The sequence below is a fragment of the Amycolatopsis sp. cmx-11-51 genome (assembly GCF_047608665.1).
GTDB lineage: Bacteria > Actinomycetota > Actinomycetes > Mycobacteriales > Pseudonocardiaceae > Amycolatopsis.
Genome location: NZ_JADNQO010000008.1, coordinates 142,767 through 163,707 on the forward strand (window position 1 = coordinate 142,767; position 20,941 = coordinate 163,707).

Below are 20,941 nucleotides of genomic sequence, written 5' to 3' on the forward strand. Positions count from 1 at the left end.
CCTAAACCCGGCCTGACCGCGTCCGCACGTTCGGCGATGTCTATGCGTACGGCGACAGCTGGCGGGTCGCCTCCACCGCGTCCTTGATCCGGCCTTGCGGCCAGTTCGCCACGGGTAACCCGACGGCGCCGTTCTTCGCCGGCGACCTGAATCTCTCGCTCCGCGTCCAGTCCGAGAACGTCTGCCGCCAGACCGGCATCCTCAGGCCCGTCTGGCTGGAAGCCTGCACCGTGGGCGTCGCCGTACTCGGCAGCGCCTTCTATATCGATCGGCAACCGAACGTCATCGACGCCAACCCGCCACGTCTAGAAAGGTTCGACCGCAAAGCAGTTTCGGGTACGACGGGCCCGGGCAGACCACGGGCCCGCCGGTTGCTTGGTCTCGTGCCCGGGCGGGTGCGAGATCATCGCGTCCGGCGGGGGCAGGCTAGGTTGCTCAGGTGAGTCTCCTCGATGATGTGGCCGAGCGCGACGGCTGGCGATGCTGGGTGTGCGACGAACCGGTCGACGCGGACATGTCGGTGAACGACCCTCGGGGGCCGAGCGTCGACAGCCGGACCGCCGACCGGAAGGCCAAGGTCCCCGAGCGGCTCGCGCATCGCGGGTGCAACACCCGCAAGGGTGCGGTCAAGGTGGTGATCTCTTGGCCGGACCGCCTGCACGTGGTCGAACCCGCACCGCTGATCACCGTCGCCGGGAGGCTGGAGCGCAAGGGGGGTCGCGAGATGGTGGCCCGTTGCCCGACCGAAAAGGATGCCCGAGAGGCGGCGGAGTGGCTGGTGGACCGGTTCTCCCGGCTGGTACCGGGGCTGCCGGTGACTGCCGGTATCGAGCCGGGTGGCGGCCAGTTCCTCGTCATCCTGGCCACCGGCCGTCGCTGACCGGGGTCACCAAGCGCGCCGGTGGCGACAGCGGAACTTCGGCAGTCGGGCCTTCAGACGCTCGCAGATTCCGCGATCGAGCCACAAGCCGTAGCGCGGTTCAGCCGACCCACCCGCAGTACCACGATGCCCAGCCGACCGGAACCTACGACGAAAGCCGATCGGCGGGGAAACGGCGAGAAACCCCCAGATTCGGGGGCTGGCCGTCGTCTGCAAATCGGCCGTTTCGAATGCCTGAACCGTCTTGTCGATGTCGCATTCGGCGACGAGCAGAGTGGCTCCGGCGGCATTGCTCCCGACGGGGACGAGCGCGAGCAGAGGGGTTTCCGCTGTCACCCGCCCGCGCGCAGAACCTGCGAGGTCGGTCCGTCACGTGGATCATGGGGACGTTCCCGCCGCCGCAGCATCGAAGGGGTCGAGATGGCCAAGCCCAACGTCGCCGAGCAATTCGTCCAAGTCCTGCTGCAGGCCGGGGTGGAACGGATCTACGGCGTGGTCGGTGACAGCCTGAACCCGGTGGTCGACGCCATCCGCCGTACCCCGGGTATCGAGTGGGTGCACGTGCGCAACGAGGAGGCGGGCGCGTTCGCCGCGGCCGCCGAGGCCCAGCTGACCGGACGGCTCGCGGTGTGCGCGGGTAGCTGCGGACCCGGCAACACCCATCTGGTGCAGGGCCTGTATGACGCGCACCGCACCGGTGCCCCGGTACTCGCGCTCGCCTCGCACATTCCGTCCGGCCAGATCGGTACCGGGTTCTTCCAGGAGACTCACCCCGAACGGCTGTTCGTCGACTGCAGCGGCTACTGCGAGCAGATCAGTCAGCCCACTCAAATGCCCAAGGTGCTGCGGATAGCCATGCAACACGCGCTGTCCCGCGGCGAGGTTTCGGTGCTGGTGCTGCCGGGTGACGTCGCGCAGCTCGAGGCCACTTCGCCCACCGGGAGCGGGGCACCGGTCACCGAGCACGGGACGGTCATGCCGCCCGAGCCGCAGGTGGCACGGCTGGCCGAGCTGATCAACGAGGCCGAAACCGTCACCCTGTTCGCCGGTGCCGGGGTGCGCGGCGCGCACGCCGAGGTGATGGAGTTCGCCGGCGCGGTCCAGGCGCCGGTCGGCCACAGCCTGCGTGGCAAGGAGTGGATCCAGTACGACAATCCCTACGACGTCGGAATGAGCGGCCTACTCGGCTACGGCGCCTGCTACCGGGCCATGCACGAGGCGGATCTGCTGGTGCTACTGGGCACCGATTTTCCTTATGACTCCTTCCTGCCCCAGGCCAGGACCGTGCAGATCGATCATGACGCGACCCGGCTGGGCAGGCGCACCCCGCTGGAACTGGCCGTGCACGGCGACGTGGGGGAGACCCTGCGAGCCGTGCTGCCGCTCTTGCGGCGCAAGACCGACCGGGCGTTCCTGGACCGCATGCTGCGCGACCACTGCAAATCACTGGAACAGGTCGTCGACGCCTACACCCGCAACGTGGAACGGCACGTCCCCATTCACCCGGAGTTCGCCGCCGACCTCTTGGACGAGCTCGCCGCGGACGACGCGATCTTCACCGTGGACACCGGCATGTGCAATGTGTGGGCCGCCCGTTATCTCACCCCCAACGGTCGCCGCCGGGTCATCGGGTCGTTCCTGCACGGCACCATGGCCAACGCGTTGCCCCACGCCATCGGCGCGCAGTTCGCCTACCCGGGACGACAGGTGGTGTCGATGTCCGGCGACGGCGGGCTGGGCATGCTGCTCGGCGAGCTGCTCACCGTCGCCTTGCACGACCTTCCGGTCAAGATCGTCACGTTCAACAACTCCTCGCTCGGCATGGTCAAGCTGGAGATGCTTGTCGACGGCCTGCCCGACTACCAGACCGACCATCAGCCTGTCGACTTCGCCGCGATCGCGCGCGGTGCGGGTCTGCACGCCGAGCGGGTGACCGATCCGACCCGGCTGCGTTCGGCTCTCGAGGTCGCGCTGAGCCACGACGGTCCCGCGCTGGTGGACGTCGTGACCGACCCCAACGCGCTGTCCGTCCCGCCGCACATCACCGCCGGCCAGCTCGGCGGATTCGCCCTGGCCGCGAGCAAAGTCGTCCTCGAAGGCGGTGTCGGCCGGATGATCGACCTCGCCAGGGCCAACCTCCGCAACATTCCCCGGCCCTGAACTCAGCACAGCGACTGGGATGTGTCACGCAGATCGTTGATCCACGCTGGAAGGCCTGTTCCTTCCCCATGGTTCACACGGTGGAAGGGGCCTTCGTCCGATCAGACGACGAACGCGTGATCGCGGCAGGGTACGAGTACGCGGTCAGGCGTTCCGCGAGGTCCGCGTCGCCTTCGTGTGCCGCGACTGGAGCGGTGCCGGAGCGACCGGCAAGCGCGCCCGCGAACACTTCGTTCGTGAAAGCGGCCACCGCCGCCGGCGAGGGAAGAATCTCGATTCCGTGATAGGCCACGGTGATCAGGTCTTCACTGCTGTGCGTTTCGAGTGCGAGGGACCAGCCGTACCGTTCGTCCCACGTGAGCGCGACGTCTTGGGCGGGATGACCGGGAAGTCGTCGGTCCAAGGCGATGTACGCACCGGCAGTCGGCTCGAGTTGGGCGTAGAAGGCGTCGCCGTGCAGTCCGAGTTCCGCGATCACCAGCCGCACATAGCGATGAAGTCCCCGGATGACAGTGTCACCGAATCCCGATTCCATGCTGATAGCCACCTCGCACTCGTCTGGTCTGCGGCGCCGGCTGCTTGACGCGGAATGAGGGGAAGGCCCCGTCCGAGCACAGGATGACCATCCGTTGATCGCTTCAAACCTTCGGCCGGGGGCGGATTCTGCCGGCTTCCAGACGGCGGCCGCTGATCACCGATCCGGTGATCAGCGGCCCGAAACCTACCGAGACGAACTCGAACAAGACCTGCCAGACTTGAGTACCAAGCCCCGTGTTGGCGGCTTACGAACTCGGGGCGAGCCGGCGTCATGACCCGAGCCGATCAGTCGCGGTAGCAACCCCACGAATACGGATCGTAGTAGTTCGTGTACGCGGCATAGGTGTCGCTGCCCCAGTAGGTACGGCAAGCGGCGTTCAAGTCGATACCGGATTGCCGGCCGTCGTGATCGACACAGACCCAGCCATAGACATCCCAGCGAACGATCCCGGAGCGGGCGTGCCCGGTGCGCTGACACCAGTCGTCCAGCGGGAGCCCGCCTACGTAGCTCGAATCGACCGTTACACCGGGTCGGGCGGCGACCGCGCCATTGTCGCCCGCTGCGAACGCGACACTCCCGCTCAGCCCGATCCCGAGTACCGCACCGACGACGGTCATTGCCCGCTTCATCGAATTGCGCATAGCTGATTACCCCAGTTCTCGAAAGGAAATTATCGTTCAACCAACGACACCCAGTGTTGATTGTTTCTCCTTCCAGTAACAGTCGCTTTCACGTCAGGCCGAGTAAGATTTGCGCCATGACCGTCATGGGGGGCGCACGGGTACGGGTGGCCGTGCCACTGATGGCCGACCTTCCGCTGTTCGAGCTTGCGGTGCCGTGCGAGGTGTTCGGCCACGACCGGCGCTTCGCGGAGCGCACCGTCGAGGCACGCGGATCGCGTCGGTGTGCTCCGGTGCTTTCGTGCTGGCCGCCGCGGGACTTCTGGACGAGCGCAAGGCCACCACACATTGGATGCACGCCGACGATCTGCGGCGCGGCTACCCTCGGGTCACAGTCGACGAACGCGCGCTCTACATCGACGAAGGGGACGTTCTCACCAGCGCGGGAACAGCGGCGGGGATCGACATGTGCCTGGCACTTCACTCGTCAAGTCGGGCTTCCTCCGCTGAAATGGCTGAACCGGCAGCGCCTCACCGCGGCTCGTGAGCTACTGGAAACCACCACGCTGTCCGTCGACAGCATCGCCGCCCGCACCGGCTTCGACAGCGGACATCTACTGCGGCAGCATTTCCACCGGAACCTCGGTACGACCCCCGCCGCCTATCGCCGCACGTTCGGCTCCCGGCACCGCTGAAACGCGTCCGGCTCTCGACGAAGATACGGCGCCGCGTTCGCGGGGTGATCGACCTGAACAGCGGCGGACCACCTCGGCGAGTCGGACTTTCTCGACCTGGACTTCGAGGCGGCCGTAGGCGAAATGCCGTAGCAGTGGTTCGATAATTTGGCCCATCAAAGGATGCTGCTCGCTTCGGAGTATGATGCGTGAGAGTGAACGGTCTCGACAGTGGTCGAGTCATGGCGGATAATCGGATGTGCGCGGCACCCTGCAAGCAAAGCCTTTGTTGCGCTCAGTTCCCTGCTCCCATCATTTGGCGAAAAGGAAACCTATGCACGACGATGATGAGCCAGTAGGTCGGGTGCTCGGTAGGCGGCAGGCGTTGATTCTGCTCGGTGCCGCTGGTGCGACACTCGCTGTCGCTGGATCCACCACGGCCAGTGCCACCACCTCCACCGCAGGAACTTCCGACGTCTGCACGCTGGATTGTGTAGTCAAGCCAGAGCAAATGGAGGGTCCGTACTTCGTCGACGAACGACTCAACCGCTCCGATATCCGCAGTGAGCCGACCACCGGACAACTAGTTTCCGGCACTGCGCTGGTAATCAATTTCACCATTCAGCAAATTCGTCAGCAGTCGTGCACGCCACTACCGGGAGCGATGATCGACCTCTGGCAGTGCGACGCGTTCGGCCTGTACTCGGACATTCCGTCTCAGGGAAGTTCCGGCCGCCGATTCCTGCGCGGTTACCAGAACGCCGACCAGTCGGGGGCGGCCCGGTTCACTACCATTCTGCCGGGCTGGTATTCGGGGCGCACGCTGCACATCCACGTCAAAATACGCACCGTCGGAACCAACGGCCGGCCGTACGAGTTCACATCGCAGCTTTACTTCACGCCCGAGTTCGGCGCGGCCTATCTGCGGACCGAACCGTACCGGCGGAAAGGCCCGGCCGACACGACCAACAACCGCGACTCGATCTACCGCAACGGCGGCGCCCAGATGCTGCTGCGCCCGCAGCAGGCCGGAAGCGGCTACACGGCGGACTTCGCGATCGGCCTCGACCTGTCGAACACCCAAGTCGGCAGGCCCGATTAGAGCAGGCCCAGTAAGCCACCAGGACCAGAGATCGTGGACGGCGACGGTGAGTTCTGCCTAGTTGTGGCGGCGCGCGTGGCATGGCTGTTTGGGCTGGTCGAAGCAGCATTCTAGGGCGCTATTGTCCCCCTGCGAGGTCGCAGGGGGACTTGCCGTCCGCATTCCCGAGGGGCGCGACAGTCGCTACGTGCTCTGAAAGCCAACAAGCGGTTGCGACGCGAATAGCCCAGTCGCCGGAATTGCAGGTATGGACGGGCTGAAAGGTCGACGCGTTCCGGTGACCCGGTCCTGACTACTTCCGATCTTCACGACGGTAGCGTCCCGCTGTTCGTCGGTCTGCCAGTATGTTGCCCTGTCTTGCGCCAACAGCTGTCGATGACTTTCGACTGCCCGCTTCGCCGCGATCTGGTCCTTACCAACACCAAGAATGCGGCGGTGGGCGGACGGCTTGCCGTCGGGTGTCACTTGCAGCGGTGCTGGCTCGGCACAGGCCCCCGTTACGATCGATGTCTCCTTTCCAGCTCCGGCCAACGAGTTTCGAATGTCCGCCAGATACGGCGGTACTTTTAGGTACAGGGTCGGACAGCGGCCGAACCTCCGCATAACCGGACAGCAGTTGCCGGGCGCGGGCGAGGTCGAACCGGCCGGTAGCTGGAGTTCGCCGCGCCGCCGTCCGCCCGATGACCTCACGGTCGCGAAGCCAGATCGCGACCGGCACGGCGACTACCGCGGTGGACGTTGGCCGACGTCGATGAAGCGGTGCATGGCCTGCGGGTTGTTCACCCAGGAGATGAGCAGGTATCGGCCGGGGACGAGGTCCAGGTGTGCCACGACCTGATTGCCGCCGGCGATCGGGGTTATGCCCCGAGGCTGGGCGATGACGGGGTCGGGACCTTCGCCCCGGATCATTCTTTGCACGTCCTGCTCGGTGGTGTCGGCCCTGACCTGCATAAGGATCGCTTCCTCGTGGGCACCGGTCCTGTTGCGCACCAACAACCTGGCGTGCGCGGCGAGGCGTCCGGGTGCGGAGAATCGCGGCTGACCGTCCGCGCCGATGAAGTGCTCGATGACCTGGTCGAATTCGACAGGTTCGACCTGCCAGTCGCCTTGCGCCGTCAGCCGCCTGACGGGGTCTCCTGGATCAGGCTGGGCCAGCGACCGCAGATCCATCAGGTAGTAGGTCCCAGATGTGAGGAACGGGGTGAAGGTTTGAGGCGCGTCGCCCGTCACCGAGACGCCACCGAGGGCGGTGGCCTGCCGGTTCCATTTGCGCACGGCACGCGCACGCTCGACCGGGTCCACGCTCCGCATGACGGTCGTCATGGTCTCCAGGAACGCGGTCAAAGGGACATCGGGGCGCAATCGGACGGCGATCACCCAGCGCGAGGGGGTATTGGGAGTGCCGCGCGGTGTGCTTACCCGGAAGGTCGTGGTACCCGGCGGTAGCGTGGATTCGCCGGGGATGCTGAGCTTGTCCTCATCGGCGATCACCTGCACGGGCGGCCTCGGCTGGACGGGGACTTCGGCCGACGCCGTCGATCCGGGAGCAGGCGTGCCCGCCACGAGGACCACGGCCATCACGATACCGAGCAGCGCCACTCGCCTCACCTGACCAAGCGGGGTTCTGGTGAACAACATGCCGCCAGTCTCCGACCTCGACCAAAGTCGAAGTCAAGACACGACAGGACCGGCATCTTCGGATGCTGACGGCTTCGGAGCGAGCTGTCGTGGCCGCGCAAGCGGTTTTCGCTGAGCAGCATCCGGACGGCGAGGCCGCCGAAGGCCGCGCGTTTGAGCCAAGGACCTTTCGCTGGACGTCTCAGGGGCGCGGGCACATAGCCACGTACACCAGCGCTCGAGACCTGTTGGGTCGGGTCGCTGGTCGCACCCACCCCAAGTAAGCGGACGAAGCTGGGGGAGTGGTCCCTCACCTGCACGCCACCTTCCGTGACGGACAGTCGAAGACGGCACCGAGGCCATCGCCGTCTCATCGCCATTGAACTAGCTCCTGACCAGGCATTTCCTCTGTATTCGCAGGTTCGCGGTCTCCCGTTCCTCCTCGGAGGGGCGACTTCGAACGCGTTCCGGTCGCCTCAACATCGCCAGTTGATCTTTGGATTGCTAGTTACGGAAGTTGCTTCGTGTCTGTCAAAGCTGTTGGATTTCCGGTCGAGCGTGACGCTGTTCTGCAGCTAGTCACGGTGATCATCGGCGTCATCGTGGGGCTGACGTTCCTGTTCGGGTTCGGCGACGTCCTGGCCTTCCTGCCGCCCTCCGTGCGGTCGGGTTGGCCCGACTCTCGTGGTCTGGGCCCGGCGGCTCCACGGTGCCATCCGCGACGGAATGATCAGTTGATGCGCTATCGTGATCGAAGTTGACGTATTTATCCTCGAATACGTGTCGGCGCAGGTCCCGGCCTCTCGGGCGGTATCCCCGAAGGATTCCGATTGTTGCGCCTGGCAAAAAGTCTCTTTGTGCAGTGTTGTGGTTGTCGGCTCCGCGACGTCGAGGTTAGACTTGGTCCGGCCGATCGAGGGGCCTTCGGCCTATCACCTGCGACGACCTGCCGACATCGGTAGGTCGCGGTATCCGCGATGACGCGCAAAATGCCTGCCGTTACTGTATCTGGGGGACTTCTATGCCTGTGGCGAATGGTGATCTTCACGAATCCGTTTCAGAACGCATGACGCACCTGCTCGGCGAGGTGCTCAAAACCCAAAGCATGATCATCATACTGCTTTCCAGAATGCATCCGAAGGAGCAGGCGGAGCCGGCGGAGTTCGTCAAGACGGTGATCGGCTATCCGTTGGACACCGAGGGCGGCCAGGCGGTCGTGGGGACCGTTTCCGGTTCGCGGCAAGGACTGGGTTGCCAGCTCACGCCGCGCGAGCTGGAGGTGGTCCGGCAGCTGGCGGAAGGCAAGTCGAACCGGTTGATCGCCCGGACGCTGGGTATCTCCGAGCGGACGGTCAAGGTGCACCTGAAGACGGTCTTCTCCAAGCTTCGGGTGGCGTCGCGCACGGAGGCGGTTCTGAGCGCCCTGCGGCTGGGCCTGGTGGAAACCGGCAGGTAGAAGCCCTCTTCCGAAGTTCTTGTCTCGAAGTCCACTCCTACGGTGAAGCATTGACGCAACGGTGCGTCTATGCTTATATCGAGACTCAACGTTGCGTATAGGCAAGCGTATGGTCGCCGCTTCGTGAACTTTTCCGCGCCCTCAAAGCCTGATCCCCTGAACCCGCAAGGAGCGCTCCGCGTGTCGAACATCCAGACGTCGCCCGACTTACCGCCTTCCGTCGAGCGCTCGCGTGGCCCGTTGGCGGCGGTCACCGCCTTCGCCTTCTGGGCCGTGATGGTGGGCACCACGGTGCCCACCGCGCTGTACCCGCTCTACAAGTCGCAGTTCGCCTTCGGCTCGCTGGCGGTGACGATCCTGTTCGCCGTCTACGCCGTTGGTGTCGTCGCCGGCTTGCTCGTCTTCGGGCGGGTGTCGGACCAGGTCGGGCGCAAGCCGGTGGTGTTCGCCGCGGTGCTGCTGGCCGCCGTCGCCGCGGTCGTGTTCCTGACCGCGCAAGGCCTGCCCGGCCTGCTCGTCGGTCGCGTGCTGTCCGGTTTCTCCGCCGCTCTCGTCACCGGTGCGGCGACGGCCGGCATCATGGAACTGTTTCCGTTGGCGCGCAAAGGAAGGGCACCTATCGTCACCCTGCTGTCCAACATGGGCGGGCTGGCCTGCGGCAACCTGATCGCCGGACTGCTCGCCGACACCGGGATCGCGCCGCTGCGCCTGCCGTGGATCGTGCACGGCGGCCTGCTGCTGATCGCCCTGGTCTCCCAGGCGTTCGTGCCCGAGACGGTGACCGTCACCGGCAAGCTGAAGCTGGCCCCGCAAAAACTGCACGTGCCGCGCGAGATCCGCGGCGTCTTCCTGCGTTCGGCCATGACCGGTGGCGCGGGCTTCGCGGTGCTCGGCGTCCTCACCGCGGTCACCGGCATCCTGCTGGCCTCCGAACTGCACCTGACCAGTCCGGCGCTGACCGGCTTCGTCGTGTTTCTCGCGTTCGCCTGCACCGCGCTCGGTCAGCTCGTTCTCCGGCGGATGCGGCCCGCCATCGCCCTGCCCGTCGCGTGTTCGGCCCTGATCCTCGCCTCGGTGCTCGTCGCCCTCGCCGTGCTCGCCGCTTCGCTGACAGCGCTGCTGCTCGCCGCGGTGGCCACCGGTTTCGGCACCGGGATCGCGATCGGCTGCGGCATGCTGGCGATCACCACGGGCGCCGCGCCCCAGCTGCGCGGCGCCGCCGTGTCCACCTTCTTCGCGATCCTGTATGGGATGCTGAGCTTGCCCGCGGTGGGCGTGGGCGTGCTCATCCAGCTGTCCGGCCTGCGGGTCGCGGGTACCACGTTCGCGATCGTGGTCGCGCTGATCGCGGCAGGGGTGCTGCTCAGTCTGACCAGCCAGAAGAAAGCAGCCGAATGACCAGCACACGTCCGTCCACCGGTAAGAACCCCCACGGGCACGCGGGGCCCCGCCGCAACGTGAGCGCCCGACAGGCCGTGCTCGACGCTGCGGACGACCTGCTGGTGGAACGGGGTTTCGCCGGGGTGACCATCGAGGCCATCGCGAACCGCGCGGGAGTCGCCAAACAGACGATCTACCGCTGGTGGAAGTCGAAGGTCGAGATCCTCCTCGACAACCTGGAGGAAGATGGCGAAGCCGCGCTGGCCTGGGAGAACGGCGATGGTGAGCCGCTGGCGGAGCTGGTCGGCCAGCTCTCGCGGCTGCAGGCGTTCCTGCGCGACGAAGCCGCCGGTGCCGTCATGCACAGCCTCATCGGCCAAGCCCTGCACGACCTCGACACCGCCCAGCGGTTCCGGGAAGGTTTCCTGCTCGCGCAGCGGCGGCGGGATCTGGCCGGGCTGCGGAACGTGCTGGAGCGCCTGGACTGTGCGCCAACGGGCGACGCCGAGCTCGCCGAACTGCTCGACCGGCTGCTCGGCCCGATCTACTACCGGTCAGTGGTGCTCGGGATCTCGTCGAGCCCCGAGTTCCTGGCGGATCTGGCGCATTCGGTGGTCGGGCAAGCCCGTGAGGGGCGGCGGGAATGACCCGGTCGCGGCCGGACCGCCACCGCGTCCCGGCATCTGTGGTCGACGTCGTCCGGTTGTCGGAGCCGTTCGTGCGGATCACGCTCATGCTCGGCGGCGCCGACGGAGTGCGGTTCGACGGGCCGACCCGATGGGTGAAGTTGTTCGTCGTCGACCCCGACACCGGAGCGCAGGTCGGGCGGGCCTACACGGTGCGACGGCAACGCTCCGCCGAGATCGATCTCGACATCGTGTTGCACGGCAACGGCCCGGTGGCTCGGTGGGCGGAATCGCCGCTGCTCGGCGAGGTCGTGACGGTGGCCGGGCCGCGCGGCGGGTTCACCCATCCGAAGCCCGGAACGCCATACCTGCTCGCCGGCGACGAAAGCGCCGCACCGGCGATCGCCTCGATCCTCGGCTCCCTGCCCGCGGGACACGGCAAGGTGACCGTGGTGCTCGAGGGCGGTGAGCACTTGCTGCCGCCCATCGATCCGACGATGACGTCGGTGTGCTCGCTTCGCCGGAGCGAGGGGATGAAGAAGGGCACGTTGATCACCCCGGCGCTGCGTGCGCTCCCGAAACCTTCCGTCGACTCGGTGATCTGGGTCGCGGGCGAGGGCGGCGCAGTGAAGCAGGCGCGAATGTTATTTCTCAACGAATGGGGTCTCGATCGCGATGAATTCTCAACCAAAGGCTATTGGAAATACGGTGAGCCCGACCATCGCGAGTAGCTGAGCTTTCAAGTATCTGCCTTTTCGGGCGGCCCGAACGGACCCCTAGTTCTCCGAAGAGGTCATTTCGCGGCACGGTTCGCTGGATAAACTGGCGAGATGAAGGCTCTGAACCTCAATACGCTTGTCGTTCTCGACGCGCTGCTGGAGGAATGCAGTGTGACCGGCGCGGCGAAGAAGCTGGGACTCAGCGCGCCTTCGGTCAGCCGGTCGCTGTCGCGGATACGGCTCGAGCTCGGCGACCCGATTCTCGTGCGGGCGGGTCGCCGGCTCGTGCCCACTCCGCACGCGCTGGCCCTGCGTGATCGGGTTCGCGGCCTGGTCGAGGAGGCATCGGAGCTCCTTCGCCCGAAGGACCCGCTCGAGATGTTCTCGATGACCCGCACGTTCGTGGTCCGCGCCAGTGACGGCTTGGCGTCGGCGGTGGTCGGCCCGCTGGTGAAACGGTTCGGCGAGAGCGCGCCGAACGCGGTGCTGCGGTTCACGGCCGAGGGCGGGGAGGACGTCGACCCGTTGCGCGACGGGGAAATCGACCTCGACATCGGGATGATCGGGCATCTCGGCCCTGAGGTTCGGGTCGAGTGGCTGTTCGACGACAGGTTCGTGATCGCCGTGCGGAAGGGTCATCCGCTGGTGACCGGTGAGGCCACCCTCGAACAGGTCGCGGCCTATCCGCACGTGAACGTCTCGCGCCGTGGGCGGACCCACGGCCCGCTGGACGGCCTTCTGCGGCGCGAAGGCCTGAACCGCCAGGTGAGCCTGGTGGTGGCGTCGTTTTACGTGGCCCTCGAAGTGGCTTCGGCGTCGGACTTCGTCGCGGTCGTGCCGTCGAGGGTGCTCGGCTCGGCCATCGGCCGGTTCGGCCTCGCCGAGGTCGACCACCCGATCAGCGCGCCGGTCGCGATTTCCCAGGCCTGGCACCCCCGGATGGACGCAGACCCGGCCCACCGCTGGCTGCGCCACCAGTTCCGCGACGTCTGTCACCGGGAAATGGCGGGCTGAACACCCGGTTCGCCTCCGTTTATCCGAATCTCCCCGTGGGTAAGAATGCCGTGGTGCGCGCGAAGTCGCGGTCGCGGGAATGCGCCCACCTTTCGGCCGGGTATTCACGGTCCCCGTTCGCCATAGTCCTTAACGGCTAGTACCAAAAGGCGGGTACTGGACCGAACCGGGGCCGGAGATGCTGTAGCGGACGGACGAAAGAGACGAAAACTAGGTGGACAATGACGACCTCGCGACCCGAATCCGTGGAACTTCCTTACACCGGTGCCGAGTACCTGGACAGCCTGAAGGACGGGCGTGAGGTCTGGATCGGCGGTGAGCGCGTCGAGGACGTCACCGCGCACCCGGCGTTCCGGAACAACGCCGGTTCCATCGCGCGGCTCTACGACTCGTTGCACGATCCGGCCACCAGCAAGAAGCTGATCGTACCGACCGACACCGGCAACGGCGGCTTCACCCATCCCTACTTCAAGGCACCGCGGACGGTCGAGGACCTGCAGGCGGGCGTCGAGGCGATGACCCAGTGGTCGCGGATGACCTACGGCTGGATGGGCCGCACGCCGGACTTCAAGGCGGCGTTCCTGTCCACCCTGGGCTCCAACGGCGACCACTACGCGCCGTTCGAGGACAACGCCGCCAACTGGTACCGCAAGGCCCAGGAAAAGGTGATGTTCATCGGCCACGGGATCGTCAATCCGCCGATCGACCGCCACCGGGGGATGACCGAGCACAAGGACGTCTACCTCACCGTCGACCGCGAGACCGACGCCGGCCTCGTCGTGTCCGGAGCGAAGGTGGTGGGCACCGGCGCGGCCGTGACCCAGCACATCTTCGTCGGCAGTTACGCGCGGATCCCGGAGAACGGCAAGGAGTTCTCGGCGTTCTTCATCGTGCCGATGAACGCCTCCGGGCTGAAGATCATCTCGCGCCGGTCCTACGAGCAGGTCGCCTCGGCCACCAGCACCCCGTTCGATCAGCCGTTGAGCAGCCGGTTCGACGAGAACGACGGGATCCTTGTGTTCGACCAGGTCTTAGTACCCTGGGAGGACGTGTTCTGCTACGACGTCGAGAAGGCCAACAACTTCTTCGTCGGCTCCGGCTTCTTCTACCGCGCGATGCTGCACGCCTGCGTCCGGTTCGCGGTGAAGCTCGACTTCCTCACCGGCCTGCTGGCCAAGGGCCTCGACACCACCGGCACTCTCGACTACCGCGGTGTGCAGGGGCGGCTCGGCGAGGTCCTGTCCTACCGCAGCGTGTTCTGGGGCCTCATCGATTCGATGGTGCACAACCCGACGCCCTGGCCCGACGGCACGCTCGCCCCGAACGGCGAGACCGCGATGGCCTTCCGGGTGCTGGCCACCAGCGTGTACCCGAAGATCAAGGAGATCTTCTTCAAGGACCTCGGCAGCGCGTTGATCTACAACAACTCCGACGCCGCGGACTGGGGAGTGCCCGAGCTGCGCCCGTACCTCGACAAGTACATCCGCGGCCGGGGCGTTCCCGCGCAGGAGCGGGTCAAGCTGATGAAGCTCATCTGGGACGCGGTCGGGACCGAGTTCGGCGGCAGGCACGAGCTGTACGAGATGAACTACGCCGGTAACCACGAGCAGATCCGGTTCGAGGCGCTGCAGGCGCAGCAGGCCACCGGCAAGTTCGACGAGTACACCGGCCTGGTCGACTCCTGCCTGTCGGAGTACGACGTCGACGGCTGGAAGCTGCCGCACCTGCACGGGCCCCAGAGCCCGGCGCTGCGCGGGATGTGACCCGTCGTGACCGCATCGACCGACGGCCGGGACCGCCTGCGCACGGTGATGAGCGAACTGGTGACCGGAATCTGCGTCGTGTCCACCCTGGTGCACGGCAGACCAGGGGAGGCCGAGGACGCGGTCGTGGTGAACAGCTTCACCTCCGTCTCGCTCGACCCGCCGCTGGTCTCGCTCTACCTGCGGCAGGACTCGACCTTCCTCAACCGCCTGCGCCGGTCCGAAGTCTGGGCCGCCTCGATCCTGGGGTCCGGCACGGCCGAGGTGGCCAAGGCGCTGAGCCGCCCGTACGGAAGCCGGCCGCCGCTGGCCGAAGTCGGCGCCTGGCACTCCGGCCCTGAGACCGGCTGCCCGGTACTGGACGGCAGTCCCGCGACGATCGAATGCGAGCTCTACCGCTGTGTCGAGCTCGGAGACCACGTCCTGGTGATCGGCTCGGTCGTCGGGCTCGACACCACCCCGGCGCCGCCGCTGGTGTTCCACCGCGGCGCCTATCACGCCCCGTTTTCCGATCTGCCGCGCTGACGGCAGCCACCTGGAGGTATCCGCGATGTCCGAAACCGGGTCGCCCCGCGTCATCTGTGTCGTAGGGGACCGCTTCCGCGATTTCGCCGAGTCGGTCGGCGCCTGGTCGCTGAGCGAACTCGTCGCCGCGATCACGGGAGGCGAGTTCGACGAAGGGCCGTGGCCGCTGCGAATCTTGATAGGGCAAGGGATCGACGACTACTCCGGCGCCTACCTGCTGGCCGCGCTGACGCGGCGAGGTGTCCAGGAGTCCGAGGTGAGCCTGCTGCGGCCGGAAGAGGTCATCGCCGACCGGCACGAGCTGCACAAGGGCCAGGCGCACAACGTCCTGGTGGCCAACCTCACCGAGGAGACCCCCGAGGTCTTCACCGCCGATCTCCGACTGCACAACGACAACGAGCTGGTGGTCGACGCGCAGACCCGGCCACACGTGCAGGGGATGGTGGCGGTCGAGGCGGCGCGCCAGATGTTCGTGGCGGTGACCGAGCGGTTCTACCTCAGCCGTACCCCCGGCCGCCGGTACTACCTCGTCATCAACGCGATGAACACGACGTTCAAGAACTTCCTGTTCCCGGTCGGCGCCACCCTCCGCCTCACCGTGCTGCAGGCCGACCTGGACAAGCCTGAGCAGCTGGTGTTCTCCCACGAGGTCGTCATCGAGCAGGCGGGCCGCCCCGCCGCGGTGACCAGGATCGACTTCGCCGCGATCGACCTCGGCGTCATCGACGACAAGGAACAGCGCCGCGCCAAGCAGACCTTGGCCACGGTGCTGGAAAACTCCGCGGCCGCCCGGTGATCGCGGCGCAGGCGTCCCCGCGGGTCGCCGTGGTGGGTGCCGGCATCGGCGGGCTCGCCGCCGCGGTCGCCCTGCGCCGCCGGGGCCTCGAGCCGACGCTTTACGACCAGGCTGAGGAGTTCGCCGAGGTCGGCGCGGGGGTGGCGATCGGCGCCAACGCCAGCAGGCTGCTGGAGCGTCTCGGCTTGGGTGACGCCTTGCGCGCCGACGCCGTGCTGCCGTCACACGCGCAGTTCCACCGATGGGCCGGTGGCGAAGTGTTCTGCTCCCACGAGCTGGGTGACCACTACACCGGCAGATTCGGCTCGCCGTACTACACGGTGCACCGCGGCCACCTGCACCGGTTGCTGCTGGACGGGTTCGCCGACGGTGCCCTGCACCTGGGACACAAATGCGTTTCGGTCACCGAGGACGCCGACGGCGTGGAGCTGGTCTTCGACAACGGCGTCACCACGCGGGCGGACATCGTCATCGGGGCCGACGGCGTGCACTCCGCGTTGCGGGAGGCCCTGTGGGGTCCGCAGGAGGCGACGTTCTCCGGCACCAGCGGCCTGCGCGGGCTCACCCCGATCGACCACCTCCCACTGGGTCCGGGATTCGATCCGCGGAAGCCCGCGCTCTGGTTGTTCCCGGGACCGGGGCGGCACTTCATCTGCTACCCGGTCAGCGGCGGGCGGCTGATCAACTTCCTTGGCGTGGTCCCGGACCGGCACTGGACCCAGGAATCCTGGGTCACGCGCGGCGACGTCGGCGAGGCGGTGGCGGCGTTCGACGGCTGGAACACCGTGGTCACGTCGATCCTCGCCGGGGCATGGAGTATCGGCAAATGGGCGCTGTACGACCGTGAACCGCTGTCCCGCTGGAGCACTTCGCGGGTCACGCTGCTCGGCGACGCCGCCCACGCGATGCTGCCGCACCACGGGCAGGGCGCGAATCAGGCGGTCGAGGACGCGGTCGTGCTGGCGGGCCAGCTCGACGGCGTCCGTGAACCGGCCGGCATCGCCGAAGCCCTGCGCCGGTACGAAGCGCTGCGCAAGCCCAGGTCCCGGCAGCTGCAGATCGGCTCGCGGACCAACGGCGACTGCTTCCAGGTCCCCGACGGGCCGGAGGCGCTGAAGCGCGACGAGCGGCTCACCCACCTCGCGGACAACGTCGCCTGGATCCACGGTTTCGACGCCGAAGCCGAACTCGGTCTCGGCGTCTGACCCCGGAACGAAAGGAACGCGGCAGATGGCTCGCGTCTACGAGATCGACGGAGTGGTCCCGGTCATCGACCCGGAGGCGTTCGTGCACCCGGACGCGGTCCTCATCGGCGACGTCCTGATCGGCCCCGGCTGCTACATCGGCCCGCTGGCCAGCCTGCGCGGTGACTTCGGCCGGATCGAGGTCCGGGCCGGGGCGAACATCCAAGACGGCTGTGTCGTGCACTGCTTCCCCGGTTCGGTCACGGTGGTCGGCGAGAACGGGCACGTCGGCCACGGCACCGTGCTGCACGGGTGCCAGGTCGGCCGGGACGTGCTGGTGGGAATGAACAGCGTCCTGATGGACGGAGTCATCGTCGAGGACCAGTCGTTCGTCGGGGCGATGAGTTTCGTCAAGGCGGAAACCCGGGTGCCCGCGCGTTCCCTGATCGCGGGCAGCCCGGCGAAGGTGCTGCGCGAGCTGACGGACGCCGAGATCGACTGGAAGGCCAACGGGACCCGCACCTATCAGGACCTCGCACGGCGGAGCCTGGCGAGCCTGCGCGAAACCGAGCCCGCCTCCTGGGAAGAGCCCGGCCGCCGCAGTTTCGCCGGATCGGACGGCACCGAACCGGTCCACGTCACCCTCCACAGCTACCGCGTTAGATAGGAGCACGCAGTGCCTGAGCAGCAAGGAACTCTGGACTTCCGGACCGACCGGGCCCGGATCGACCAGCTCGACCAGTCCATCATCGCGCTGCTGCGGCAGCGGTTGGAGATTTCCCGCAGCATTCAGCGGCGGCGGACGAAGACCGGTGGCGCGCGGATCGCCGAAGGGCGTGAAGAGGCCGTCATCGGGCGCTATCGCGACGCGCTGGGTGGCACCGGTGGCGCCCTGGCCGAAACCCTCCTGCGGCTCTGCCGCGGCACCGAGCCGGGAAGGACACGAACATGACCGTGTTGCCGACGTGGCGCGCCGAGCGCGCGCCACACCAGCCGGACTGGCCCACCGGCCCCGACATCGTGGCGGTCGAGACCGAACTGGCCGGTTATCCGCCGCTTGTCGCGCCTCGCGAGTGCGACCGGCTGCGTGATCGCCTCGCCGACGTGTCGCTCGGCCGCGCGATGCTGCTGCAGGGCGGTGACTGCGCCGAGACGTTCGCCAAGGCGACACCTGCCTCGGTGCGGGGCAAGCTGCGCTGCCTGCGAGAGATGGCCGTCATCCTGACCTGCGCCTCCGGACTCGGAGTCGTGCAGGTGGGCCGGATCGCCGGCCAGTACGCGAAACCGCGATCGCGGCCGGTCGAGACCCGCGACGGCGTGACGTTGCCGTCCTACCTGGGCGACGCGGTGAACGACGTCGAATTCACCGAGGACGCGCGCCGGATCGATCCGTACCGGCTGCTGCGCACGTACCGCTCCTCGGCCGACACCCTCGACGAGATCAGCGCGCTGATCGGACACGACGGCATCGACCTGACGTCGCTGCACGAGCAGATCCGGGAGATGGCCGCCCGCGGCCCACGCAACGAGCGGCACCAGGAGTTGATTGAAAAGATCTCGGTGGCGCTGCGGTTCCTCGCCGGATACGCCGGGGCAGACAGCGATCTGCGCGCGCCGGACTTCTACAGCAGCCACGAGGCGCTGCTGCTGAACTACGAGACGGCCCTGGTGCGCATCGACCCCCGCACCGGTGACGACTACGGCAGCTCGGGCCATCTCCTGTGGATCGGCGAACGCACCCGTCAGCCCGATGGCGCCCATGTGGCGTTCGCGGCCCGGGTGCGCAACCCCGTCGCGGTCAAGCTGGGGCCGGCGGTGCGGCCGGAAGAGGCGCTGGCGCTCGCCGAACGGCTCGACCCGGATCGGGAGCCGGGTCGGCTCACCTTCATCGCCCGCTTGGGCGCCGACCGGGTCCGCGACCTGTTGCCGCCATTGGTGGAGCGGGTCCGCGACAGCGGGTCCCCGGCGATCTGGATCTGCGATCCGATGCACGGCAACACGATCACCGCACCCGATGGCCACAAGACGCGGCACTTCGACGACATTCTGCGCGAGGTGCAGGATTTCTTCGCGGTTCACCACGAGCTGGGAACCCACGCGGGTGGCCTGCACCTGGAGCTCACCGGCGAAGACGTGACCGAATGCGTCGGCAGCTCGGGTGTCGGGTTCGACGACCTGGCCACCCGCTACGAGTCCGCGTGCGATCCGCGGCTCAACCACGATCAGTCCCTGCATCTGGCCCTCGAACTCGCAATGGTGTTCGAGGACCGGGCCGCGGAGGACAGGAGGACGGCATGCGCTGTTTCGAGGACTTCGTGACCGGTGACGAGCACCAGCTCGGCCAGGTCGCGATGACCGAAGAGGAGATCATCGGCTACGCCAGGCAATGGGACCCGATGCCCTTCCACACCGACGAAGCGGCGGCGAGTGCCGGCCCGTTCGGCAAGCTGGTGGCGAGCGGGAACCACACCACCGCGCACGCGACCAGGCTGTACGTCTCGCAGCTGCTCGCCGACTCGACCTGCCGGGGCTCCTACGGTCTGGACGAGGTGCGGTACCTGCGGCCGGTGTTCGCCGGTGACGTGCTCGCCGTCCGCGCCGAGGTCGAGCAGGCGGTCGGCCATCCGCGCCGCCCGGACACCGGCGTGGTGCACCTGCTGGTCGCCGCCGCGGGCGCGGACGGCGAAGACGTCCTGACCTTGCGGACCCGCGTCCTCGTCGGCCGCCGGGAAGCGGTGGCGGGATGACGCTCACCGAAGACACCGCCCTCGTCCGGCCCGACGCCACGGCGCTGCTGCCCGACAACGATCCGGTGCGCGTGCTGGACACCCCCGCCGCGGCGGATCTCGATCACGAGGACTTGCTGCGCCTTTACCGCGAACTCGTGCTCGGACGCCGGTACAACGAGCAAGCGACCGCGCTGGTGAAGCAGGGCAGGCTGGCGGTGTACCCCTCGTCCACCGGGCAGGAGGCCTGCCAGGTGGCCGCCGCACTGGCACTGTCCACTCAGGACTGGCTGTTCCCGACCTACCGGGACACGCTCTCGGTCGTCCTGCGCGGGGTCGACCCGGTACAGACTTTGACGCTGCTGCGGGGCGACTGGCACACCGGTTACGATCCGCACGCCACCCGGGTCGCGCCGCTGTGCACCCCGCTGGCCACCCACCTGCCGCACGCGGTCGGCCTGGCGCACGCCGCGCGGGTCGCCGGGGACGACGTCGTCGCGATGGCGCTGGTCGGGGACGGCGGCACCAGCGAGGGTGACTTCCACGAGGCGCTGAACTTCGCCGGGGTCTGGGGTGCGCCAGTCGTGTTCCTGGTACAGAACAACGGATACGCCATTTCCGTGCCGCTCGCCAAGCAGACCGCGGCGCCGACGCTCGCGCACAAAGCCGTCGGCTACGGCATCCGGGGTGTGCTCGTCGACGGCAACGACGCGCCGGCGATGCTGGGCGTGCTCACCGAAGCCGTCGACCGCGCCCGCGACGGTGGCGGCCCGACGCTGGTCGAGGCGCTGACCTATCGCGTCGACGCACACACCAACGCCGACGACGCGACGCGGTACCGCTCCACCGCCGAAGTGGAGGCGTGGCGCGAACGCGACCCGCTGGACAGACTCGAACGTCATCTGCTGGAGACCGGCAGGCTCGACACCGGGACGATCGAAGAGGCCCGCGCCGCGGCCGAGCGGATGGCGGCCGACCTGCGGACGCGGATGCACGCCGAGCCCGCCGTCGCCCCGCTCGGCCTGTTCGACCACGTCTACGCCGAACCGACCCCCCAGCTGCTCGAACAGCGGGAACTCCTGCTCGCCGAGCTTTCCGAAGACGTGGAAGGGAATTGCTCGCCGTGACCAGTGTCCAGACGAGTCCCCGGGTACGGCCCGC

Annotated in this window: 22 protein-coding genes; 19 read left to right on the plus strand and 3 right to left on the minus strand. The window is 67.5% G+C overall.

The features are described 5' to 3' along the window. The first annotated feature begins 439 nt into the window (after positions 1 to 439). Complete coding sequence (locus ACM6LU_RS25685) at positions 440 to 880, plus strand: hypothetical protein (protein ID WP_414940324.1); 441 nt, start codon at positions 440 to 442, stop codon at positions 878 to 880. Between the two features lie 420 nt (positions 881 to 1,300). Next, a complete protein-coding gene (locus ACM6LU_RS25690; protein ID WP_414940325.1) occupies positions 1,301 to 3,040 on the plus strand; it encodes a pyruvate dehydrogenase in 1,740 nt (579 codons plus the stop codon). 73 nt (positions 3,041 to 3,113) lie between these two features. Here the strand turns inward: ACM6LU_RS25690 and ACM6LU_RS25695 are convergent, their stop codons facing one another. Together ACM6LU_RS25695 and ACM6LU_RS25700 are read right to left on the minus strand one after the other, a co-directional pair. Then, the gene (locus ACM6LU_RS25695) at positions 3,114 to 3,575 is read right to left on the minus strand and encodes a DUF6292 family protein (protein ID WP_414940326.1); all 462 of its coding nucleotides are present in this window, start codon (positions 3,573 to 3,575) and stop codon (positions 3,114 to 3,116) included. 287 nt (positions 3,576 to 3,862) lie between these two features. Then, positions 3,863 to 4,195: a hypothetical protein gene (locus ACM6LU_RS25700; protein ID WP_414940327.1), complete on the minus strand. Its 333-nt coding sequence runs from the start codon at positions 4,193 to 4,195 to the stop codon at positions 3,863 to 3,865. A 304-nt stretch (positions 4,196 to 4,499) separates the two neighbouring features. Between ACM6LU_RS25700 and ACM6LU_RS25705 the strand changes: the two genes are divergently transcribed. The 3 genes from ACM6LU_RS25705 to ACM6LU_RS25715 all read left to right on the plus strand — a co-directional run bounded on the left by ACM6LU_RS25705 (position 4,500) and on the right by ACM6LU_RS25715 (position 5,974). Next, positions 4,500 to 4,745 (plus strand): DJ-1/PfpI family protein, encoded by a 246-nt coding sequence (locus ACM6LU_RS25705; RefSeq protein WP_414940451.1) that lies wholly within the window; start codon positions 4,500 to 4,502, stop codon positions 4,743 to 4,745. Further along, positions 4,714 to 4,893, plus strand: a complete 180-nt coding sequence (locus ACM6LU_RS25710; protein WP_414940452.1) for a helix-turn-helix domain-containing protein — start codon at positions 4,714 to 4,716, stop codon at positions 4,891 to 4,893. Before ACM6LU_RS25705 ends, ACM6LU_RS25710 begins: the two co-directional genes overlap by 32 nt. 313 nt (positions 4,894 to 5,206) lie before the next feature. Next, a complete protein-coding gene (locus tag ACM6LU_RS25715) occupies positions 5,207 to 5,974 on the plus strand; it encodes a twin-arginine translocation pathway signal protein (RefSeq protein WP_414940328.1) in 768 nt (255 codons plus the stop codon). A 723-nt stretch (positions 5,975 to 6,697) separates the two neighbouring features. On the opposite strand, the gene ACM6LU_RS25720 is transcribed toward ACM6LU_RS25715, so the two are convergent. Then, positions 6,698 to 7,612 (minus strand): hypothetical protein, encoded by a 915-nt coding sequence (locus tag ACM6LU_RS25720; protein ID WP_414940329.1) that lies wholly within the window; start codon positions 7,610 to 7,612, stop codon positions 6,698 to 6,700. 1,045 nt (positions 7,613 to 8,657) lie between these two features. Here ACM6LU_RS25720 and ACM6LU_RS25725 point away from each other — a divergent pair. The 14 genes from ACM6LU_RS25725 to pdhA all read left to right on the plus strand — a co-directional run bounded on the left by ACM6LU_RS25725 (position 8,658) and on the right by pdhA (position 20,907). Continuing rightward, on the plus strand, positions 8,658 to 9,047 hold the full coding sequence (locus tag ACM6LU_RS25725) for a response regulator transcription factor (RefSeq protein WP_414940330.1): 390 nt from the start codon (positions 8,658 to 8,660) through the stop codon (positions 9,045 to 9,047). A 180-nt stretch (positions 9,048 to 9,227) separates the two neighbouring features. Then, positions 9,228 to 10,445 carry an MFS transporter gene (locus ACM6LU_RS25730; protein ID WP_414940331.1) on the plus strand — a complete coding sequence of 406 codons (1,218 nt, stop codon included), beginning with the start codon at positions 9,228 to 9,230 and terminating at the stop codon, positions 10,443 to 10,445. Further along, positions 10,442 to 11,074: a TetR/AcrR family transcriptional regulator gene (locus ACM6LU_RS25735; protein WP_414940332.1), complete on the plus strand. Its 633-nt coding sequence runs from the start codon at positions 10,442 to 10,444 to the stop codon at positions 11,072 to 11,074. The genes ACM6LU_RS25730 and ACM6LU_RS25735 overlap by 4 nt, the downstream gene beginning before the upstream one ends. After that, positions 11,071 to 11,784 carry a siderophore-interacting protein gene (locus tag ACM6LU_RS25740; RefSeq protein ID WP_414940333.1) on the plus strand — a complete coding sequence of 238 codons (714 nt, stop codon included), beginning with the start codon at positions 11,071 to 11,073 and terminating at the stop codon, positions 11,782 to 11,784. Before ACM6LU_RS25735 ends, ACM6LU_RS25740 begins: the two co-directional genes overlap by 4 nt. 99 nt (positions 11,785 to 11,883) lie before the next feature. After that, a complete protein-coding gene (locus ACM6LU_RS25745) occupies positions 11,884 to 12,786 on the plus strand; it encodes a LysR family transcriptional regulator (protein ID WP_414940334.1) in 903 nt (300 codons plus the stop codon). A 221-nt stretch (positions 12,787 to 13,007) separates the two neighbouring features. Continuing rightward, positions 13,008 to 14,549, plus strand: a complete 1,542-nt coding sequence (locus ACM6LU_RS25750) for a 4-hydroxyphenylacetate 3-hydroxylase N-terminal domain-containing protein (RefSeq protein ID WP_414940335.1) — start codon at positions 13,008 to 13,010, stop codon at positions 14,547 to 14,549. 6 nt (positions 14,550 to 14,555) lie between these two features. Continuing rightward, positions 14,556 to 15,074 carry a flavin reductase family protein gene (locus ACM6LU_RS25755; RefSeq protein WP_414940336.1) on the plus strand — a complete coding sequence of 173 codons (519 nt, stop codon included), beginning with the start codon at positions 14,556 to 14,558 and terminating at the stop codon, positions 15,072 to 15,074. Between the two features lie 25 nt (positions 15,075 to 15,099). After that, complete coding sequence (locus tag ACM6LU_RS25760; RefSeq protein ID WP_414940337.1) at positions 15,100 to 15,870, plus strand: AfsA-related hotdog domain-containing protein; 771 nt, start codon at positions 15,100 to 15,102, stop codon at positions 15,868 to 15,870. Further along, the gene (locus ACM6LU_RS25765) at positions 15,867 to 17,075 is read left to right on the plus strand and encodes an FAD-dependent monooxygenase (protein WP_414940338.1); all 1,209 of its coding nucleotides are present in this window, start codon (positions 15,867 to 15,869) and stop codon (positions 17,073 to 17,075) included. Before ACM6LU_RS25760 ends, ACM6LU_RS25765 begins: the two co-directional genes overlap by 4 nt. A 25-nt stretch (positions 17,076 to 17,100) precedes the next feature. Then, positions 17,101 to 17,721, plus strand: coding sequence for a transferase hexapeptide repeat family protein (locus ACM6LU_RS25770; protein WP_414940339.1), 621 nt, complete (start codon positions 17,101 to 17,103; stop codon positions 17,719 to 17,721). A 9-nt stretch (positions 17,722 to 17,730) separates the two neighbouring features. Further along, a complete protein-coding gene (locus tag ACM6LU_RS25775) occupies positions 17,731 to 18,006 on the plus strand; it encodes a chorismate mutase (protein ID WP_414940340.1) in 276 nt (91 codons plus the stop codon). Next, the gene (locus tag ACM6LU_RS25780; protein ID WP_414940341.1) at positions 18,003 to 19,373 is read left to right on the plus strand and encodes a 3-deoxy-7-phosphoheptulonate synthase class II; all 1,371 of its coding nucleotides are present in this window, start codon (positions 18,003 to 18,005) and stop codon (positions 19,371 to 19,373) included. Before ACM6LU_RS25775 ends, ACM6LU_RS25780 begins: the two co-directional genes overlap by 4 nt. After that, complete coding sequence (locus ACM6LU_RS25785) at positions 19,349 to 19,801, plus strand: MaoC/PaaZ C-terminal domain-containing protein (protein WP_414940342.1); 453 nt, start codon at positions 19,349 to 19,351, stop codon at positions 19,799 to 19,801. The genes ACM6LU_RS25780 and ACM6LU_RS25785 overlap by 25 nt, the downstream gene beginning before the upstream one ends. After that, positions 19,798 to 20,907 (plus strand): pyruvate dehydrogenase (acetyl-transferring) E1 component subunit alpha, encoded by a 1,110-nt coding sequence (gene pdhA / locus ACM6LU_RS25790; protein ID WP_414940343.1) that lies wholly within the window; start codon positions 19,798 to 19,800, stop codon positions 20,905 to 20,907. The genes ACM6LU_RS25785 and pdhA overlap by 4 nt, the downstream gene beginning before the upstream one ends. Positions 20,908 to 20,941 lie beyond the last annotated feature (34 nt).

Coding starts and splice junctions, on each gene's coding strand:
- ACM6LU_RS25690 (WP_414940325.1), top strand. CDS start 1,301: ATGGCCAAGCCCAACGTCGCCGAGCAATTCGTCCAAGTCCTGCTGCAG.
- ACM6LU_RS25715 (WP_414940328.1), top strand. CDS start 5,207: ATGCACGACGATGATGAGCCAGTAGGTCGGGTGCTCGGTAGGCGGCAG.
- ACM6LU_RS25745 (WP_414940334.1), top strand. CDS start 11,884: ATGAAGGCTCTGAACCTCAATACGCTTGTCGTTCTCGACGCGCTGCTG.
- ACM6LU_RS25770 (WP_414940339.1), top strand. CDS start 17,101: ATGGCTCGCGTCTACGAGATCGACGGAGTGGTCCCGGTCATCGACCCG.
- ACM6LU_RS25780 (WP_414940341.1), top strand. CDS start 18,003: ATGACCGTGTTGCCGACGTGGCGCGCCGAGCGCGCGCCACACCAGCCG.
- ACM6LU_RS25695 (WP_414940326.1), bottom strand. CDS start 3,575: ATGGAATCGGGATTCGGTGACACTGTCATCCGGGGACTTCATCGCTAT.
- ACM6LU_RS25740 (WP_414940333.1), top strand. CDS start 11,071: ATGACCCGGTCGCGGCCGGACCGCCACCGCGTCCCGGCATCTGTGGTC.
- ACM6LU_RS25700 (WP_414940327.1), bottom strand. CDS start 4,195: ATGACCGTCGTCGGTGCGGTACTCGGGATCGGGCTGAGCGGGAGTGTC.
- ACM6LU_RS25785 (WP_414940342.1), top strand. CDS start 19,349: ATGCGCTGTTTCGAGGACTTCGTGACCGGTGACGAGCACCAGCTCGGC.
- ACM6LU_RS25725 (WP_414940330.1), top strand. CDS start 8,658: ATGACGCACCTGCTCGGCGAGGTGCTCAAAACCCAAAGCATGATCATC.
- ACM6LU_RS25750 (WP_414940335.1), top strand. CDS start 13,008: ATGACGACCTCGCGACCCGAATCCGTGGAACTTCCTTACACCGGTGCC.
- ACM6LU_RS25720 (WP_414940329.1), bottom strand. CDS start 7,612: ATGTTGTTCACCAGAACCCCGCTTGGTCAGGTGAGGCGAGTGGCGCTG.
- pdhA (WP_414940343.1), top strand. CDS start 19,798: ATGACGCTCACCGAAGACACCGCCCTCGTCCGGCCCGACGCCACGGCG.
- ACM6LU_RS25735 (WP_414940332.1), top strand. CDS start 10,442: ATGACCAGCACACGTCCGTCCACCGGTAAGAACCCCCACGGGCACGCG.
- ACM6LU_RS25760 (WP_414940337.1), top strand. CDS start 15,100: ATGTCCGAAACCGGGTCGCCCCGCGTCATCTGTGTCGTAGGGGACCGC.